This window comes from Holzapfeliella sp. JNUCC 80 (genome assembly GCF_053667655.1).
This window is the reverse complement of the sequence record NZ_CM132205.1, coordinates 1,095,746-1,115,554: the sequence shown is the minus strand read 5'-3', so window position 1 is coordinate 1,115,554 and position 19,809 is coordinate 1,095,746. Positions and strand designations below refer to the sequence as shown.

Sequence of the window (19,809 nt, the reverse complement as noted above, 5' to 3'; positions counted from 1 at the left end):
CTAGATGAAAATCAAATTTAATTTTTGGGTGTTGACAACTTACAAAAAATGACTTATTATTTAGCCAACAACGGAATAAAGCAAACAAGTTGATTGAGAAAGTAACTTTGTTAAAGACTGTACAGAAAACTTACATTTGATGAGAGTAAGGTAGTTCACACGAAGCGAAAATGGCTCATGATTGGCGTTACTGAATGATTTTAAGTAACGATGGATTGGCACCCATTAACCGTGCACGCGTATCACAACTCTTTTTGAGTTTGGTTGTACGTTGTTGAGGAAGTAAGTGTAAGCTTGCTTCGAAGTAGAATGGTAATCACGATAAACTCGTTTCTAATTAATATTAGAGGCGAGTTTTTTTTATTTTAATAGGAATTTAGTTTGTAGGAGGAATTAGTTATGAAAAAGTCAGTTAAAAAGATTTTATTAGGTTTAGTTACCGTGGTAGTTGCGTTGGTAGCCACAGCGTGTTCATCAGGTGGCGGTGGTAATGAGGTCAAAGTAGGTATCATGGGTTCAGATACACGTATTTGGGACGTTATCAAGACAAACCTTCAAAAAGAAGGCGTTAATATTAAGTTAGTTCAATTTAATGATTATGATCAACCTAACCAAGCGCTTGCTGGTGGTGACATTGACTTGAATGCTTACCAACACGTTTACTTTTTAGAAAACTGGAACAATGCTCGTAAGACAAATCTTACAGCAATTGGTAATACAGTAATTGCACCTTTAAGTGTTTACTCAGATAAAATCAAAAGCTTAAATGATTTACCAAATGGTGCACAAATTGCACTTCCAAATGATGTTACAAACCAAGCACGTGCACTTCAACTACTAGAATCAGCAGGTGTGTTGAAACTAAAAAGCGATGTTAAATTACCATCACCAAATGATGTTGTAGATAATCCAAAAAATATCAAATTATTACCTTTAGATGCTTCACAAACAGCACGTTCATTGTCTGAAGTGAGCGCATCTGTTGTGAATAACACAGTTGCCTTAGATGCAAAATTAGATTTAAACTCAGCAATTTATAGAGAACCAATTACAGAAAAATCAAAACCTTGGATTAATGTGATTGCAACAAAACCAGAAAACAAAGATAACGAAACTTACAAGAAAATCGTCGCAGCTTACCAAACACAAGAAGTTGCTGATAAGATTAAAGAAGTATACCAAGGTTCAACAGTTCCAGCATGGGATTACAAATTTTAGATTAGACGAGGTGTAAAGGATGGCACAGCCCTTAATTCAACTAAAGAATATTAGTGTTAATTTTAAGAATAAAGAACGCGATGTATTAGCAGTTGATAACGTTAATTTAGACATTCAACGTGGTGATATATTTGGTATTGTGGGTTATTCTGGAGCAGGTAAAAGTACACTTGTTCGTGTGATTAACTTGCTTCAACGACCAACAGGTGGTGAAGTGCTGATTAATGGTGAAGATATTTGCCAATATGATGCGCCAAAGCTACGTCAAACACGTAAGAAAATCGGGATGATTTTTCAACACTTCAACTTAATGATGTCACGTACAATTGCGCAAAACGTCGCTTATGCTTTAAAAGGGAGCCCCCTTTCTAAGCAAGAAAAAACTGATAAAGTTAATGAACTTTTAGAATTAGTTGGATTGTCAGATAAAAAAGATACTTATCCTAGACAACTTTCTGGCGGTCAAAAACAACGTGTGGCAATTGCCCGTTCACTAGCTAATGACCCAGATATCTTAATTTCTGATGAAGCAACAAGTGCGTTAGATCCTAAAACAACCGAATCAATTTTGAATTTATTACAAAAATTAAATAAAAAGTTGAACTTAACTGTCGTTTTAATCACTCACCAAATGGAAGCGGTTAAACAAATCAGTAATAAAGTAGCTGTGATGGAACAAGGAAAAGTAATTGAACGCGGCTCAGTGCTTGATATTTTTGCTAATCCAAAAACTAGTTTGACCCAGTCATTTATTGATACCACGACAAGACTAGATGCAACATTAAAAGGTCTAGCACAACAAGATAACTTAAAACACCTTAAGCCGGGTGAACAATTAGTGCAGCTTTCTTACTCAGGGGATACAACCGATGAACCCATTATTGTTAGCCTTTACCAAAAATTTGGCGTAAGTGCCAATATCTTATATGGTAATGTTGAAATCTTACAAGGAACACCAATAGGAAGCTTAATCGTGATTTTAAGTGGCGAAGCGTCAAAAGTAGCAGAATCATTAGAATTTTTAACTAAATCTGGTGTTCGCATTAAGAAACTCAATTTAGCTGATTTTGGAGGTGACGATTAATGGATTTTCTAAAACAATATATTCCTAACGTTTTTGATAACTGGCATGGTGATTATGGCTTTGAAGGTGCAATTTCTCAAACTCTTTATATGACAATCATTAGTGCGATTATCGCAGGTGTTATCGGTCTAGTTGTAGGACTGATTTTAGTTATTACTGAAGACGGTGCAATTGCCGAAAATAAAACGATTTACAACATTACTGATAAGATTGTCAATGTGTTAAGATCTATTCCGTTTATTATTTTGCTAGCTTTAATTGGTCCCTTGACTAAAATAATCGTTGGCACTACAATAGGCCCACAAGGAGCACTTGTTCCGCTTGTAATTGGAACATTTCCTTTTTATGCTAGACAGGTTCAAAATGCTTTAGTGCAAGTTGATAAAGGTGTTATTGAGGCGGCTCAATCAATGGGAGAATCAAACTTTGGGATTGTTTGGAGCGTCTACCTAAAAGAAGGATTACCTGATTTGATTAGAGCAAGTACTTTAACAATTATTAGTCTAGTTAACCTAACTGCAATGGCTGGAGCTGTTGGAGCAGGTGGACTAGGAAGTCTTGCATTGGATATTGGATATAAACGTTTCCAAAATGATGTGACTATCGTTGCAACACTGATGGTTTTATTATTTGTTTTCGTTATCCAATTCATTGGAGACTACATTACAAAAAAAGTAAGTCATTAAAAAGAACACTGTCTTAATTAAGGCGGTGTTCTTTTTGTTGTTATAGCATTTTAAGTAAATTTTTATTATATTTATGATATAATTAATATTTGATAATTATAATGAATATAAAATAAAAGTTATAGTGAGGAGGACATTAGTTTGGTTCAAATTAGTCGTGATCATATTGCTTGGCAGGTAATCGAAAAATTACAAAAAAGTTCTTTAACTGAAAAGTTGAGCTTTTTCGAAGAAAAATATGGTTCTCTTTATGCTGAAGAGGTTAGAGCACAGCTAACACATCATGATTTAGAAATTTTAACTTTGATATTGGGGAAAGAAGTTATGATTTCAGATATTGTTAATCAGATGTCAATTACACAAGGCGGTGTTTCTAGACGAATCAAGAAATTAAATGAGTTGGGGTATCTTGAAAGATTTAGAGGGCTAGAAAATTATCGTAATGTTTATGTTAAATTAACCTCTAAAGGGGAGCATTTAGCTAATGCTAATTTAGCTTTTCACGAATTAGCTTATGAAAAGGTTAAACAAGATTTTAGTTCATTTACACAAGATGAATTAGATACAATTGAAAAATTCTTAGGTATTGTTCAAAAATACGGTGAATTTGGTGAATAAAAAAAAGGAAACTCAAACTTTGAGTTTCCTTTTTTATTTGTAGTTAATTTTGAAATCATTTTGTGACATGTAGCCTAGTTTTTGAATAAACAAGTAGTAGCTGATTAGGGCTAACAAAATCGGAATTACAATAAAAGTTAAGCCAACCACTAACCGGCTAGCAGAATATTCTAATGCTGTGATAGGGCCAACTGCACCAATAAAACCAAATCCGCCACTAACAGGCGTTCCTTGAATATTAAATAAGGGTCCTAAAGCTCCCATGATTGCGGCGTTAACCACGATTGGGAAAATGACTTTAGGTTTTTTTAAAATATTAGCGAGCTGAATTTTCGGTGATCCTAATATCAATGCGATCGCAGTTCCAAAAGAGTTGACTTTAAAGCCGTATGCGGCTAATGAAAAGGCTGTCGCGACAACGCCCAGTCCTGCTGATCCAGAAGCAATTCCCGAAACGCCAACAGCTGTCGCAATCCCAACAGCTGATATGGGTGAAATCATAATCAAGGCAAATGAAGCACCAAGTAATCCCCCCATTAAGAATGGTTGAAGATGCATAAATTGCATGACCAAACTATTAATGAGGAGTGTGATTTGACCAACAGGTTTTAGCGTTAAGCTTCCTAATCCACCTCCAATTAGAAGGACCAATGACGGCATTAATAAAATCGTATAAGATTTCAAATGATTACCCAGAATCAATATGATTAGATAGGCAATTAAAATAGTAACACCAACATTGATAACATCTCCAGTTCCAGCAATAGATAAGCCATCAGCTGAAACTTTGATATTACCAGCTCCCACAACAGTTGCTAAGGTTAGCGAGGCTGTTTGGATAGGTGTAAACTGGCTAATCATCCCAACACATAATGCACTAACTGCTGGAAGTAGAGTCGTTGCAATAGCAGTGAATAATAGAACAGATTGTGACCAAGAGTATTGGGTGAACAGCTTCATTAAATTGTTCAAAATAGCACCAGGTACCAGCGTGGTAATCACGCCAATCGAAATACCATTTAAAATGTTCACTAAAATTTCTTTAAACTGGGCAAAAGTTAAGGGCTTCACATTTTTCTCCTTTAATCGTAATTAAGTGTAAAGTCTTTAATGTCCATAAAGCGCCATCTTAGAATAAATAAATAATGGCTAATTAAAGCTAAAGCAAACGGTACAATAATGAAAATAATAATTAATGTCAAAATATTTGAACCTTGTTCAAGTGCGGCAATAGGCCCGATTAAACCTGAAAAGCCAAATCCAGCACTCATAGCGGTTCCGTTGATGTTTAGCAGTGCACCTAACCCACCTAAGATACCAGAGTTAATCGCAATCGGCAGCATGACCTTTGGTTTTTTAACGATGTTGGCCATTTGAATCTTAGGAGAACCGATGATGTGAGCAAGGGATGCACCGAGTGAATTAACTTTGAAACCATAAACAGCTAAAGCAAAAGCAGCTGCCACAATCCCAAGGTTAGCAGAACCGGAAGCAACGCCTTGTAAGCCAACTGCAGAAGCAATTCCTACCGAAGAAACGGGCGAAATAATGATTAAAGCAAATGAAATACCAAGTAAAATTCCCATCAGAATAGGTTGAAGATGCGTCACTTGTGCGATGAAATCGCCAATAAATTGAGTAATTTTACCAACTGGGTGCAGTGTTAATTGACCAATTCCACCACCAATAATCAAAACAATCGATGGTAATAGCAAAATCGTATAAGATTTTAGGCGATTGCCTAAAAGTAGTATCAACATATAACTAATTAAAATTGTGACACCAACGTTAATAACATCACCTGATCCAGCGATTGTCAGTCCGTTGGGCGTTGCTTTAATATTACCAGCACCAATTGCTGTTGCTAAAACAAGCGAAGCACTTTGAATAGGTGTCAATTTTCCCATTAAACCAACACAAAGCGCGCTGACTACAGGAAGCAGGACTGCTGAAATCGCTGTAAAGTTCAAGACGGTTTGCGCAAGTCCAAAATGAGGTAACAAGGCTTTCATAATATTATTAAGTAAAGCACCTGGAACCAAGGCAACGATAACACCAATGGAAACACCATTAAGCGTTGTCATCGTAATTTTTTTGAGTGTTTCAAGCCAGTTTTTGTTCAAAATAAAGCTCCTTTTCTGGGGTGAAATGATTGACTGAGTCAGTCGTCGCTTTTATTTTACCTGGTTTAAAAATGTTTTGATACGGTCTAGTGCTGTTTTTATATTTTTTTCACTAGCAGCAAAGCTAATACGAACATAGCCTTCACCACCAGGACCAAAACAAGAACCTGGAATGACAGCAACTTTTGCTCCGTGAGCAAGCTGACGGCTAAATTCAAAACTGTCTTGTGTAAATTGTTCAGGAATTTTGGCAAATAAGTAAAAGGCACCGTTTGGTTTAACGTAATCAAATCCAAGTTGACTAAGCCCTTCTTCTAAAATGGCAACACGTTTAGCATAGGCTTCTCGCATTTGAGGGCCATCTTCAAGACCATTTTTGAACGCTTCAGTTGCAGCTGCTTGAGCATTGGTTGTAGCTGATGTGATTAAGAATTGGTGCACCTTATTAACTTCATTAATAATAGGAGCGGGTCCACCAATCACACCAATACGCCATCCAGTCATAGCGTGTGACTTTGAAACACCGTTAAAGACAAGTGTTTGCTCAGGTAAAATTGTTCCCATTGAAACGTGATCATGTTGATAAGAAAGTTCGCTATAAATTTCATCACTGATACAAAAAATATCGTAGTTGGCAATAACAGATGCTAAATCTTCTAATTCAGCTTGATTATAAGTTACACCAGTTGGATTGTTTGGAAAGTTTAAGACAACTGCTTTTACTGATTCGCCATCTTCATCAAGTGCTTTTTTCAGTTGTTCTTTTGATAATTTGAAATCTGTTTTTGAAGTATCAATATAAATTGGTGAAGCACCTAAGAATTCCATAATCGGGATGTATAGAGGGAAAATAGGTGTAGGTAAGATGACTTTATCACCTGGATTCAAAATTGTAGACAATGTAGCATAAATTGCTTCAGTTACACCGGCTGTAATAATTAATTGATCTTCTGGATTGTAGTTTAACCCATACTTAGATTTTAAAAATTGGCTTGCGGCTGTTCGAAGTTCGATTGTACCACGGGGATTTGTGTAGTGACTTTCATTGTTTTCAATACTTTTGATAGCGGCTTGTTTGACGTGATCAGGTGTATTGAAATCAGGCTCACCAATTGTAAGGTGAACAATATCTTCAATCTGTGAAATTTCAGCGTTGAATTCTAGAATTGAATTGGGTTTCAAAATAGATAAATTTTTGTTTAAGCGATTAATCAGTGATGACATAGCGAATCTCCTTTTAATATTTTTTATTATTTTTATCATATCATTTTAATATAAGCAGTCAATTATTTTCAAAATTTTAGTATAAAGTAGTTAACAAATTTACATTCTAGCGCTATAATAGAATTAAATTAATGAGGAGGAATACATTATGGCATTTAATTTTGACGAAATGAAAGACAAAGTATCAAAGGGCATTGATTCAGTTAAAAACAGTGACGCTGTTGATAAAGCTAAAAAAGCAACTGATGATGTTCACAAAAAAGTGAGCGACGGTTTAAACGAAGCTGGCAAAAAAGTGGATGAATTCCGCGGTAAAAAAGATTAATAAAAAAAACTCTGAGCGAAAACGCTCAGAGCTTTTTTTATTTTAATTGTGATAATGATTTAATAATCGAGAAAATAACTAGCAAGATAATGACAATGGTATGGAAATTTCGGTGCGCAAGTAAGACAGCGATATACTCTCTAATGATTGCATTTGGTACAAAGAAAAATCTTGTTTTCGCACCCAAACCATTAATTGGCATACCGGCATCTCTAGCGTATTGAGCACCACGATAAAGGTGGTAGTAGCTTGTAACAAAGATACCATTATGAATATCTAGTCCAAGTTGATCGATAATTTGTCTTGAAAATGTCATATTTTCAATTGTATTTTTTGCTTTGGTTTCCGCAATCACACGTTTAGCATCAACACCATGGTCAATGGCATACTGACGCATAGCTTCACCTTCTGAAGTGCTTTCATCAGCTCCTTGACCTCCTGTACAAATAATGTAAGGTGCGGGTTTTCCTTTTTCAATTTGTTTTTGATAAAACCAAATGGCACGGTCAATTCTAGCTGCTAATAAAGGTGGCACCTGATTGCCGTTGATTAATCCTGAACCTAAAACAATAATGAAGTCTTTATCCTTTTTAGGTCTATAAAAGTAAAAGAGTAACAATGAGCTTAAAAAGTTAAATAAGCAAAAGACAATATAAGCAAGCACAGTACTCAATGTGTTATCAAAGAAAATGAAAATGTTTTCAGGTAATAACCAGTGAACTAATCCAAAAATTAGTGGATAGATAACACTCATAATACCCAGTATTAAGGTTAAAGTGTTAGCGAGTGAGTGAGATTCTTTTCGCCAAACAATAATACCGTTCCAAATTAAAAAGACACCGTAAAACACAGAAAAGAACAGGATAATCAGTGCAAGTAATCCAGCAATAACTAAACTAGCAGTGGTTAGGGGTTGATAGTTAATACTGAGCACAATAGCGCCAAATACTAATCCTGTCATTAAAATTGATAAGTTAAGTAGTAGACCATTGCGAAGTCTACTTTTGTTTTGTTTGTAGCTATAGGCAAAGGCTGCTACCATTATCACATCGATTAATAATAAGAATAAAATAAACACAGTTAAACCTCGTTTCTATCTAAATAAGTAGATTAAGGCAATCCCAATAAGGGAAATAATTGCTCCCCAGAAAAGTTGGAAAAATACGCTTTTGTCGCCTAAAAATAGACGTAATACAGGAGCTTTTTTACCGAATCCAAATAAAATGATTCCAAAAATAAATATCGCAAACGCAATAAATCCTTTTGGATTACTATTGAAAAAGTCGGCAATTTCTTTTAGTAAATCGTTCATGTCAATCCTCTTTTCTCTTAGGTAATAATACCTAATTTTACCATATTTGCAGTTAAACAAAGAAAAAAAGCAAAGTGATTAAGCTTTGCTTTTTTTGGTAGTAGCTAAGAGGAATAACCCTATTATGTAACCGATAATTGCAGGGACAACCCAACCTAGTCCAAGTGAACTAAACGGAATAATTGCATGGTAAAAGTCTATCATTGACTTGATGGTATCAGTTATTAAAAACTCTGGTAAGTTATTTAGTCCATCCATTATGGCTGGAATTAAGACAAATAAGGTTGTTGTTTGATATAAAATTCTGTGATCACCAACTAAAGGTGTTAATAAAGCTACAAAAATTAGAACTAAAGCGAGTGGGAAGACAAACATCAAGGCAGGAATTGAATAAGCAATGATATTTGTTAACCCAATGTTTGCAAAGATTGCTGGTAAGATACAAGCAATTGCAATGAATGTTCGGTAAGAAATTCTGGGGAATAAGTGGTTCATCGCTTCCCCAAAGGCTGTAATTAAACCAATTGCTGTTTTTAAACAAGCAACAATAATAATAGCAGCTAGTAGCACATTTCCCATTTTACCCAGATAATGAGTCGCAATTTGAGCAAGTGCAACACCACCGTTAGCACCTGGTGCTAATGTTCCAAGACTAAGAGCACCCATTAGAGCGAGTAAAATGTAAATAATACTCATAATAGCAATAAAAATAATACTTGATTTTGTTAGTTCTTTAGCAATTTGCTTAGGTTCAGTGATGCCGAGGTCTTTGATAGCATTAATAACAACAAATGCCATTAATTGAGCGCCTAAGGCGTCCATTGTATTATATCCTTCTAAAAATCCCTTGAAGAAAGTACCACTTTGATAGCTGACTTGTGGTGCTTGATTAAGATTTCCCATTGGGTTAGTGAAGGCAAAAATCATCAAAATAGCAATTAAAATTAAAAATAAGGGGGTTAAATATTTACCAATATAGGTCATTAATTTTGCAGGTTTTAATGTTAAGACAAAAGTTAAAGCAAAAAACAAAATTGAAAAGATAGCTAAAACTAATTTTTCAGATCCAGGACTAATTAGAGGTTGGATACCAACGTCAAAAGATGTTGTGGCTAAACGTGGTGTCGCAAATAAGGGACCTAAGATAAAAAAGACAAGCATTGTAAAGATGTAGGCATAGGGCTTATTCACTTTGCGAGCGATTTCATAAATGCTATTTTCCTTGATAAAAGTGACACTAAGTACCCCTAGAAGTGAGAAACCAACAGAAGTCACCAAAAACCCTAATGTGGCCATTGGCGTTTGGCTAGCAGCTTGTTGTCCTAAGAAGATAGGAAATATAACATTACCTGCCCCAAAAAAGATTCCAAATAATAGTAATCCGATATAAATTGTATTTTTGAGTGATAAACGATCTGAATTCAATTGATAGTAATCCTTTCGAATTTTTAATAGTTTTAAATGATATATAGTGCTAATCATTTTACAGGTTATTTAATCAAAGTAAAAGACAAGAATTAGTTTGAAATTAAAAAAACAGCTACTGAATATAGCTGTTTTTAGTAGAAGTCCGATATTATCCACTCAATTGTTTGACTTCCGTCGGCATCCAAAGTCGTGTTAGCAGTTATTGTGAAATCCTTTTCAGAAAAACTGCCGATCCAAGCTTGAAACGTAAATGAAGCAGTAACATCGTGATTTGTTTTTGTAGCAGGACCATAGCCGCCATACTGAATAAACCAGGGATGCAATTCACTGTTTACATTTGTGATATCAACAATGGAAACACGATTATTTTCGACAAAAAAATTATTCAAGACCGTAAAGTGGCCCACTAAATGGTTACTTGTATTAAAAATTGAAAGATCTGCTTTAATATTATGATAATTTCCATTAATTTCTGACTTATCGGACTTTAAAGCGTAAAAATGTGAACCTAAGGATATTGGTTCATTATTATTAGAAGTATTGATGGCTTGCTGTCTTGATGACAATTGATCCTTCAAATCTAAAATATGGGACTGCCCAAAGCGTTGCTCAATCGACTTTGTTCTTAAAATACGGCTAGCCGTATTTAAACTAATGACCATAGAAAGTAGAAGCAAAACAATGGTTGTAATATAAATGAAGACAGTGGTTAGTACGCGTTTGTTCATAAAATCTCCTATCAAAAATATGCATATACTATACTATCATAGACCATAAATCAATTAAGAAAAACTATTGATAATTTGAGGACCAAATAATTTACTAATACTCATCATAGGACTAGACTGGTGACATAAAATATAGACTTTAAATAACTAGATTATAAGTTGAAGCCTACGGAGGTCTGCATTTATGTATAACAAGAATCAATACCAAAAAGTTAATGAAAAAAAAGTAATGAAAAAACATAAAAAACAGTGGGTTGTTGTTTCACTTGCAACGCTTGCGCTTCTTGGGACTCCTATTGCTTCATATAGCGCCCCTGTTACAGCAGCTCAAGTATCTTCAACACAAACGCTAAATACTACTGGAACTACTAATTTGAATAGTTCAGGTAGCGATTCTGGCTCGGTTCAGAATGGAACCAGTACTGCTAAGGCTTCTCAGGCTGATGCTGATAATGCAAACAATAAGTCAAACGAAAAAAGTAAATCGACAAGTGATTCAGTTCAGACAAATGACAATTCTAGTACTAAATTTGACGAGAATTTAATGAGTAAAATGCAACCATCATATATGACTCAAACTGCCGATCAAGGAGAAAGAGATGGTGCATATGAGGCTAGTACGGGATTAACTACTAGTCCATTAGCCAATCAAGAACCTAACAATCAGTACACTTCAGAATATATAAAGGGGTACAATGATGCATTCAGTGGATATATAATGGGTCAAACTAAAAGTCAATTATCTCAAATTCCACCAGAAAATGCCTCACCTCAGTTTAAAAAAGGATACGAATCAGGGAACAGTGATAATCCTACGGTCGTTGGATACAACGAAGGTCTAGCTGATATTCAAGCATTTAAAGAAAACAGGTTTAGTAAAGGAATCCAAGGGCAGGACGCAAAGTTTGTAGCAGGTTATCATTCAGCTTATAAAGGTTTCACTGATGGGACAAACTATAATTCCCCACTGCCAGCAAGTATAACTTTACCTGATTGGAATAATTTGCAAACAAACTCTACAGACTTGGTCGATTCATTGTATAGCCAGTCTTATAACTTAGGTAAATCGTATTATGATAGTACTAAAACAAAGCTTGTCGCAACATCGTTTCAACTCTACCAAAGCTATTTAGATAGTAGTGTTCAAAACATTAAAATATTAAATAATATTAGTATGTGGGAAACAACAGGAATAAACGGAAAAACAGGATACGGAAACGATGGAAGACCAACCAGCATTTATAGCTCAGCTATTGCTGCAGATGGTAAAACAACTTACTCTAATGCTCCTGAACTTATCCAGCACTTTTCAACAAGTAATCTGACAGTTGATGGTCAAGGAAAGACAGTGGATTATGGTCCATATACTTTTACTGATGATGCCTACACTGATTTAAATATTAAAAATATTACGATGTATGGTGGTAATTTTTATGGTCCTATGAAAAAAGAAAACGGCGGGAATATATCTTACAATAACGTAACTTACACTGGCCCCCAGTTGGTAAATGCCACCAACGCTAACGTTACCGTATACAACAATTTAACAGTTAACGGTGGTCAAAACTATTCTCCTATGAACATTGGAATGGATTTTCCTACTAGTGCTACAACAGGAAGCCAAAGGTATGTGCCAGATTTTGTCAATGGTGAAGCTCCTGCAGGGTATGGTCCTATTTCTGTCAATAGTGGTAGCACGCAGGAAAATATGGAAATATCAACCATCACTTTTGCTAAAAATAGCCACTACATTGGTTCAACTTACTCAGGAACAGCTTTAGCTGTAACGGGAAATGGAAATGTGATAGTTGACGATGGAGCGACAGTAGATTTAAAGCCATCCGGAGATGCTTTAGGTGGTGCTTCAACACCTGGTGGCGGTGTTGCGGTTGGGTTGTTCGTAGAAAACAGTTCGAACGTTTCCATTAATAAGGGTGCATCTATTAATATTAATCCACAGGTCAACTCGTATGTTGCCCAAAACGGTCGTCCTAATAATTTAGCTAATGCTTATTATCAAAATGGTGGTACGCTAAATATCAATGGTGGTATGCTAAATGTTACGATGAATGGCCACACTAGTTTAAATTATTTATATGCATTAACCATCGCTGGTGGTCAAGTTAATATGGATAAAGGAACTATCAATATTACAGGTCAGAACTTAGCAGATAGTAGTAGTACGTTGATGTACGCTGGAGGTGCTGTTAATGTGAATAACCAATCAAATATAAAAATAGCTACGGCAGACGGTACAGGGAATATGACATTGTTAAATGGAAGCAATGTTTTGGTTAATAATCCAGGATCTAAAGGAGCCATATTTGATTTGGGGAATAACAGTGGTCCAGCAAGTCAATTATTTACTAATGGTAATATGATGGCTAACAATGTTAATGTTGATCATAATGGAACCTATACACCTTACCATAATATTTCAATTCCTATGGGCGGCGGTCAAGTAATTGGTCAAGGTATGACAGATAGTTCCAATATTAATAGTCAGGTTTTTTATTATTCAAACGCTGCGGACAATACAAAAACAAAATATGTTGAGTTTATGTCAATTGCCGATTTTGGTTTTACCCCTAACTCATTAAAATTAGATATTGATACAAATGGTAATTATGTTGTAAACGGCGATTTACAGACTGTTAGTTCAACGCCTACAAATAATAAGTCTACAAATAGTATTTATTTAGGAATCGTTGATCAGAATGGTAATCCTTTGCCAACAAATACAATAACTAATAAAGAAGATATACAGGATTCTAACAGTAAATACAGCAATGTCATTCAGGATGCGACGCAGCAAGATGGACAAGATATTCCTTACAGAATCACCTTGCCACAAGGTTTTGATTTAACACAGATAAACAATTATAAAATCAACGGCCATTACATAATCAGTAGTCACTTGAATCCATTTAATTTTAGCCAAGCAGATATTGATTCTATAATCAATAAAAAAAATAATTATATACCTGATACAACCGATACAGCTTTTAACCAGGCAAGTAACGCAAATGTGAGTGCACAAAGGTATGCTGCAAAAGCTAAGTCGAGTGCTGATCAAGCAACAGAGGACTCAAATGATGCGAAAGATGCTAATGCGAGTGCTAACATTTCTAAAAATACAGCAAGTAGCGCTGCATCAAATGCTGCAAATACGGCAAATGCAAATTCTGGAAATATCACTATTTTAAATGCAGCAAGCGCAGCTTCTAGCGCAGCAAGCAAAGCTTTTGATGAACAAGCCAAAGCATCAAGCTCATCAATCTTAGCTACAAGCGCAGCAGGAACAGCTTCAAGTGCATACTTAAGTGCCAGTCAAGCAGCATCAAATGCAAGTCGTGCGGAGGTAGCGGCAAGTGCAGCAAAATCAAGCGCAATTTCAGCCGAAGGTGCTGGCAGTTACAATGCTGCTATAAGCTATATGGGAGTTGCACAAAGTGCAGCAAGCATGGCTGTGGACAATCAAAATCAAGCATCAATGACAGCAAATCAAGCATCAAGCGCAGAATTAATTGCAAGCAGTGCAGCAAAAGATGCTGATGATTCTAAAATAGCAGCATCAAATGCAGCAATGGAGGCTGTTAAAGCAAATGAGGATGCCACCCAAGCAGAAAATCAACTGTCTGAGGCAAATACAGCTTCAACACAAGCCCAAGCAAATGCAACGCAAGCAGGTAACTACGCTAAATCAGCTAGTGACAATGCAAATAGTGCAACAAGTGCTGATACAGTTGGTCAAAATGCAGCAACAAGTGCAAACGATGCTAATACAACAGCGCAAAGTGCAGCAGCTAGTGCTAATAGTTTGAGCAATCAGTATCCAGATAATACAGTTGTTAAAACTGAAGCAAGCCAAGCAACAGATGAAGCCAACCAAGCAAGTAAAGCCAATGCAACAGCGCAAAGCGCAAGCAGTCAAGCAACAAGTGCGACAACAGTTGCAAACCAAGCAAAAGCGGATGCAAGTCAAGCAGCCGCAAATGCAAGCAGTGCAGCCACGGCCGCAAGTGTTGCAAACGCCAACGCTATTTCAGCAGAAAAAGCAGGAAATGAACAAGATGCGCAACGCTATGTGACTGAAGCACAATCAGATGCAGCAAGTGCTGCAAGTTATACAAATACAGCTTCAAGTGCTGCAACAGTAGCCTCAAGTGCAGCTGTCGTAGCAGAATCAGCTGCTAACCAAGCAAGTCAAGCCAATGAAACAGCCCAAACAGCCAGCCAATCAGCCAAAGATCATGAAGCAGCGGCAAGTCAAGCAACTGCTAACCAAGATCAAGGAACTAGTGCTGTAACAACGGCTAATACAGATGCAACGCAAGCAGGTAACTATGCTAAATCAGCTAGTGACAATGCAAATAGTGCAACAAGTGCTGATACAGTTGGTCAAAATGCAGCAACAAGTGCAAACGATGCTAATACAGCAGCACAAAGTGCAGCAGCTAGTGCTAATAGTTTGAGCAATCAGTATCCAGATAATACAGTTGTTAAAACTGAAGCAAGCCAAGCAACAGATGAAGCCAACCAAGCAAGTAAAGCCAATGCAACAGCGCAAAGTGCAAGCAGTCAAGCAACAAGTGCGACAACAGTTGCAAACCAAGCAAAAGCGGATGCAAGTCAAGCAGCCGCAAATGCAAGCAGTGCAGCCACGGCCGCAAGTGTTGCAAACGCCAACGCTATTTCAGCAGAAAAAGCAGGAAATGAACAAGATGCGCAACGCTATGTGACTGAAGCACAATCAGATGCAGCAAGTGCTGCAAGTTATACAAATACAGCTTCAAGTGCTGCAACAGTAGCCTCAAGTGCAGCTGTCGTAGCAGAATCAGCTGCTAACCAAGCAAGTCAAGCCAATGAAACAGCCCAAACAGCCAGCCAATCAGCCAAAGATCATGAAGCAGCGGCAAGTCAAGCAACTGCTAACCAAGATCAAGGAACTAGTGCTGTAACAACGGCTAATACAGATGCAACGCAAGCAGGTAACTATGCTAAATCAGCTAGTGACAATGCAAATAGTGCAACAAGTGCTGATACAGTTGGTCAAAATGCAGCAACAAGTGCAAACGATGCTAATACAGCAGCACAAAGTGCAGCAGCTAGTGCTAATAGTTTGAGCAATCAGTATCCAGATAATACAGTTGTTAAAACTGAAGCAAGCCAAGCAACAGATGAAGCCAACCAAGCAAGTAAAGCCAATGCAACAGCGCAAAGTGCAAGCAGTCAAGCAACAAGTGCGACAACAGTTGCAAACCAAGCAAAAGCGGATGCAAGTCAAGCAGCCGCAAATGCAAGCAGTGCAGCCACGGCCGCAAGTGTTGCAAACGCCAACGCTATTTCAGCAGAAAAAGCAGGAAATGAACAAGATGCGCAACGCTATGTGACTGAAGCACAATCAGATGCAGCAAGTGCTGCAAGTTATACAAATACAGCTTCAAGTGCTGCAACAGTAGCCTCAAGTGCAGCTGTCGTAGCAGAATCAGCTGCTAACCAAGCAAGTCAAGCCAATGAAACAGCCCAAACAGCCAGCCAATCAGCCAAAGATCATGAAGCAGCGGCAAGTCAAGCAACTGCTAACCAAGATCAAGGAACTAGTGCTGTAACAACGGCTAATACAGATGCAACGCAAGCAGGTAACTATGCTAAATCAGCTAGTGACAATGCAAATAGTGCAACAAGTGCTGATACAGTTGGTCAAAATGCAGCAACAAGTGCAAACGATGCTAATACAGCAGCACAAAGTGCAGCAGCTAGTGCTAATAGTTTGAGCAATCAGTATCCAGATAATACAGTTGTTAAAACTGAAGCAAGCCAAGCAACAGATGAAGCCAACCAAGCAAGTAAAGCCAATGCAACAGCGCAAAGTGCAAGCAGTCAAGCAACAAGTGCGACAACAGTTGCAAACCAAGCAAAAGCGGATGCAAGTCAAGCAGCCGCAAATGCAAGCAGTGCAGCCACGGCCGCAAGTGTTGCAAACGCCAACGCTATTTCAGCAGAAAAAGCAGGAAATGAACAAGATGCGCAACGCTATGTGACTGAAGCACAATCAGATGCAGCAAGTGCTGCAAGTTATACAAATACAGCTTCAAGTGCTGCAACAGTAGCCTCAAGTGCAGCTGTCGTAGCAGAATCAGCTGCTAACCAAGCAAGTCAAGCCAATGAAACAGCCCAAACAGCCAGCCAATCAGCCAAAGATCATGAAGCAGCGGCAAGTCAAGCAACTGCTAACCAAGATCAAGGAACTAGTGCTGTAACAACGGCTAATACAGATGCAACGCAAGCAGGTAACTATGCTAAATCAGCTAGTGACAATGCAAATAGTGCAACAAGTGCTGATACAGTTGGTCAAAATGCAGCAACAAGTGCAAACGATGCTAATACAGCAGCACAAAGTGCAGCAGCTAGTGCTAATAGTTTGAGCAATCAATACCCAGGTAATACAGTTGTTAAAACTGAAGCAAGCCAAGCAACAGATGAAGCCAACCAAGCAAGTCAAGCTAATGCAACAGCGCAAAGCGCAAGCAGTCAAGCAACAAGTGCGACAACAGTTGCAAACCAAGCAAAAGCGGATGCAAGTCAAGCAGCCGCAAATGCAAGCAGTGCAGCCACGGCCGCAAGTGTTGCAAACGCCAACGCTATTTCAGCAGAAAAAGCAGGAAATGAACAAGATGCGCAACGCTATGTGACTGAAGCACAATCAGATGCAGCAAGTGCTGCAAGTTATACAAATACAGCTTCAAGTGCTGCAACAGTAGCCTCAAGTGCAGCTGTCGTAGCAGAATCAGCTGCTAACCAAGCAAGTCAAGCCAATGAAACAGCCCAAACAGCCAGCCAATCAGCCAAAGATCATGAAGCAGCGGCAAGTCAAGCAACTGCTAACCAAGATCAAGGAACTAGTGCTGTAACAACGGCTAATACAGATGCAACGCAAGCAGGTAACTATGCTAAATCAGCTAGTGACAATGCAAATAGTGCAACAAGTGCTGATACAGTTGGTCAAAATGCAGCAACAAGTGCAAACGATGCTAATACAGCAGCACAAAGTGCAGCAGCTAGTGCTAATAGTTTGAGCAATCAGTATCCAGATAATACAGTTGTTAAAACTGAAGCAAGCCAAGCAACAGATGAAGCCAACCAAGCAAGTAAAGCCAATGCAACAGCGCAAAGTGCAAGCAGTCAAGCAACAAGTGCGACAACAGTTGCAAACCAAGCAAAAGCGGATGCAAGTCAAGCAGCCGCAAATGCAAGCAGTGCAGCCACGGCCGCAAGTGTTGCAAACGCCAACGCTATTTCAGCAGAAAAAGCAGGAAATGAACAAGATGCGCAACGCTATGTGACTGAAGCACAATCAGATGCAGCAAGTGCTGCAAGTTATACAAATACAGCTTCAAGTGCTGCAACAGTAGCCTCAAGTGCAGCTGTCGTAGCAGAATCAGCTGCTAACCAAGCAAGTCAAGCCAATGAAACAGCCCAAACAGCCAGCCAATCAGCCAAAGATCATGAAGCAGCGGCAAGTCAAGCACTCAAAAATCTTAACCAGGGTGATGGTGCAGTAAATGAGGCTAATACTAATGCTAATGATGCTCAAGATTATGCACATTCAGCAAAATATAGTGCAAGTCAAGCAACTGAAAGTTCTAAAACTACAAGTGCTGCTAACGAAGACATTAGTCGGTCAGTTAATACTGTAAATCAAGTTACAAATGACACTAATGATTTGGCTAAACAACATCCTAATGATTTTGTGATAAAAAGTGCCGCAAGCCAAGCACAAAGTGACGCACAAGTTGTTGCAAATGCTTTTCAACAAGCTACAAGTGCAACAATTAAAGCTGAAAGCGCTGTAATTGTTGCTAATCAAGCAAAAGCAGATGCAAGTACAGCAGCCTCAAATGCAAGCAGTGCAGCTATTGCAGCAAGTGAAGCTGATGCCAATGCTATTTCAGCGGCAAATGCTGGCGATGAAGGCAAAGCAGAAAGTTATGTTGCGGCAGCTGAAAATGATAATCAAGAAACTGTAAGCTATACCCGCCAGGCTAGAAATGCAGCAAGTACGGCATCGAGTGCTGCGTCCGTTGCATCACAAGCATCACAAATAGCACAAGTACAGTTAGGTTTGGCTAATGCCGCTTTGTCAGATAGCCAAAATGCTCTTTCTAAAGCTAAGAGCCGAAGCTCATTATATTGGCAAAATGATGATTATGGGTTTGATGCGGGAATATCAGATGCTAAAAAAGGAATACCTCACGATGTATCAAATGAACCCTTGGACTTTCAAAAGTCTTATCAAGAAGGATATGATCAATATATTCAAGAAAATTTGAAGATGGCTACGGTGAACTATGTACCAGGATATTCAGTAAGAATTTGGGATATAGGGGAGAACAATATCCCTGAATCTGGAGAACTAGTGGAATCTGGCGAAAATATCCAAGTTTCTAACGAAACAAAAGTTATAAATGGTACTGAATACACCAAAATATATGGTAGGTTCAGTGGTCAATGGATTCAGACACAATATTTGCAAGCCGAAAATCAACGAAAAGTTTACTATGTTGCTGGTTATGGAATTAGAACTTGGCATTTTAAGGATAATCAACCAATAATGGATAATCAGTATATTGAAGACGGTCAGTATGTCAAAATAACAGGATTGATTAAAACTATTGATGGCGTTGACTATGCCGAAATAGATGACGAAGGTAGCGATAGCTGGGTAGAAGCAAAATATCTAAAAGCACCAGAAGTCAAAAAAGTTGATTATTTACCACTATATGGTGTGCAAAATTGGCAGATAGTGGACCAAAACAACCACCAAACAATGGAAGCAATTACAGGTAGCTATACGCATTCTGAATCTTCTGTATCTGTATTTGATGCTAAGATGATAGAGGGTGTTTGGTATTCTCAAGTTGACGCGCCAGATAGTAATATTTGGGTCCAGAGTCAGTATTTAAAATAAATCAAAAAGTATAACTCAAAAAGAGTTATACTTTTTTTATTGATTAATATTTTGAATTCTAGTATTGTAATGGATAAGAGTTTATTTTTAAT

At 37.7% G+C, this 19,809-nt stretch carries 13 protein-coding genes; 6 read left to right on the top strand and 7 right to left on the bottom strand.

The features are described 5' to 3' along the window. Nucleotides 1-399: 399 nt before the first annotated feature. The 4 genes from JNUCC80_RS05500 (at nucleotide 400) to JNUCC80_RS05485 (ending at nucleotide 3,606) form a co-directional block, all read left to right on the top strand. Nucleotides 400-1,218 carry a MetQ/NlpA family ABC transporter substrate-binding protein gene (locus tag JNUCC80_RS05500; protein WP_454152868.1) on the top strand — a complete coding sequence of 273 codons (819 nt, stop codon included), beginning with the start codon at nucleotides 400-402 and terminating at the stop codon, nucleotides 1,216-1,218. Nucleotides 1,219-1,237: 19 nt separating this feature from the next. Beyond that, nucleotides 1,238-2,302, top strand: a complete 1,065-nt coding sequence (locus tag JNUCC80_RS05495) for a methionine ABC transporter ATP-binding protein (protein ID WP_454152867.1) — start codon at nucleotides 1,238-1,240, stop codon at nucleotides 2,300-2,302. Further along, complete coding sequence (locus tag JNUCC80_RS05490; protein ID WP_454143809.1) at nucleotides 2,302-2,988, top strand: methionine ABC transporter permease; 687 nt, start codon at nucleotides 2,302-2,304, stop codon at nucleotides 2,986-2,988. Before JNUCC80_RS05495 ends, JNUCC80_RS05490 begins: the two co-directional genes overlap by 1 nt. A gap of 141 nt (nucleotides 2,989-3,129) precedes the next feature. Then, nucleotides 3,130-3,606 (top strand): MarR family winged helix-turn-helix transcriptional regulator, encoded by a 477-nt coding sequence (locus JNUCC80_RS05485; RefSeq protein WP_454152865.1) that lies wholly within the window; start codon nucleotides 3,130-3,132, stop codon nucleotides 3,604-3,606. Between the two features lie 33 nt (nucleotides 3,607-3,639). On the opposite strand, the gene JNUCC80_RS05480 is transcribed toward JNUCC80_RS05485, so the two are convergent. The 3 genes from JNUCC80_RS05480 to JNUCC80_RS05470 all read right to left on the bottom strand — a co-directional run bounded on the left by JNUCC80_RS05480 (nucleotide 3,640) and on the right by JNUCC80_RS05470 (nucleotide 6,953). Further along, on the bottom strand, nucleotides 3,640-4,677 hold the full coding sequence (locus JNUCC80_RS05480; RefSeq protein WP_454152864.1) for a PTS sugar transporter subunit IIC: 1,038 nt from the start codon (nucleotides 4,675-4,677) through the stop codon (nucleotides 3,640-3,642). A gap of 11 nt (nucleotides 4,678-4,688) precedes the next feature. Continuing rightward, nucleotides 4,689-5,690, bottom strand: coding sequence for a PTS sugar transporter subunit IIC (locus JNUCC80_RS05475; RefSeq protein WP_454153365.1), 1,002 nt, complete (start codon nucleotides 5,688-5,690; stop codon nucleotides 4,689-4,691). Nucleotides 5,691-5,780: 90 nt separating this feature from the next. Next, nucleotides 5,781-6,953, bottom strand: a complete 1,173-nt coding sequence (locus tag JNUCC80_RS05470; RefSeq protein ID WP_454152863.1) for an aminotransferase class I/II-fold pyridoxal phosphate-dependent enzyme — start codon at nucleotides 6,951-6,953, stop codon at nucleotides 5,781-5,783. A 148-nt stretch (nucleotides 6,954-7,101) separates the two neighbouring features. Here JNUCC80_RS05470 and JNUCC80_RS05465 point away from each other — a divergent pair, with 148 nt between their 5' ends. Then, nucleotides 7,102-7,278: a hypothetical protein gene (locus JNUCC80_RS05465; RefSeq protein WP_156403337.1), complete on the top strand. Its 177-nt coding sequence runs from the start codon at nucleotides 7,102-7,104 to the stop codon at nucleotides 7,276-7,278. A gap of 37 nt (nucleotides 7,279-7,315) precedes the next feature. Here the strand turns inward: JNUCC80_RS05465 and JNUCC80_RS05460 are convergent, their stop codons facing one another. From JNUCC80_RS05460 to JNUCC80_RS05445, 4 genes are all read right to left on the bottom strand, one after another. Further along, nucleotides 7,316-8,356 carry a YdcF family protein gene (locus JNUCC80_RS05460; protein ID WP_454152861.1) on the bottom strand — a complete coding sequence of 347 codons (1,041 nt, stop codon included), beginning with the start codon at nucleotides 8,354-8,356 and terminating at the stop codon, nucleotides 7,316-7,318. Nucleotides 8,357-8,371: 15 nt separating this feature from the next. After that, nucleotides 8,372-8,590: a hypothetical protein gene (locus JNUCC80_RS05455; protein WP_454152860.1), complete on the bottom strand. Its 219-nt coding sequence runs from the start codon at nucleotides 8,588-8,590 to the stop codon at nucleotides 8,372-8,374. A gap of 78 nt (nucleotides 8,591-8,668) precedes the next feature. Then, entirely contained in the window at nucleotides 8,669-10,015 is a 1,347-nt protein-coding gene (brnQ, locus tag JNUCC80_RS05450) for a branched-chain amino acid transport system II carrier protein (protein WP_454152859.1), read from the bottom strand. A gap of 134 nt (nucleotides 10,016-10,149) precedes the next feature. Beyond that, nucleotides 10,150-10,746: a hypothetical protein gene (locus JNUCC80_RS05445; protein ID WP_454152858.1), complete on the bottom strand. Its 597-nt coding sequence runs from the start codon at nucleotides 10,744-10,746 to the stop codon at nucleotides 10,150-10,152. 184 nt (nucleotides 10,747-10,930) lie between these two features. On the opposite strand from JNUCC80_RS05445, the gene JNUCC80_RS05440 reads away from it, so the two are divergent. After that, entirely contained in the window at nucleotides 10,931-19,717 is an 8,787-nt protein-coding gene (locus JNUCC80_RS05440) for a hypothetical protein (RefSeq protein ID WP_454152857.1), read from the top strand. The last annotated feature ends 92 nt before the right edge of the window (nucleotides 19,718-19,809 follow it).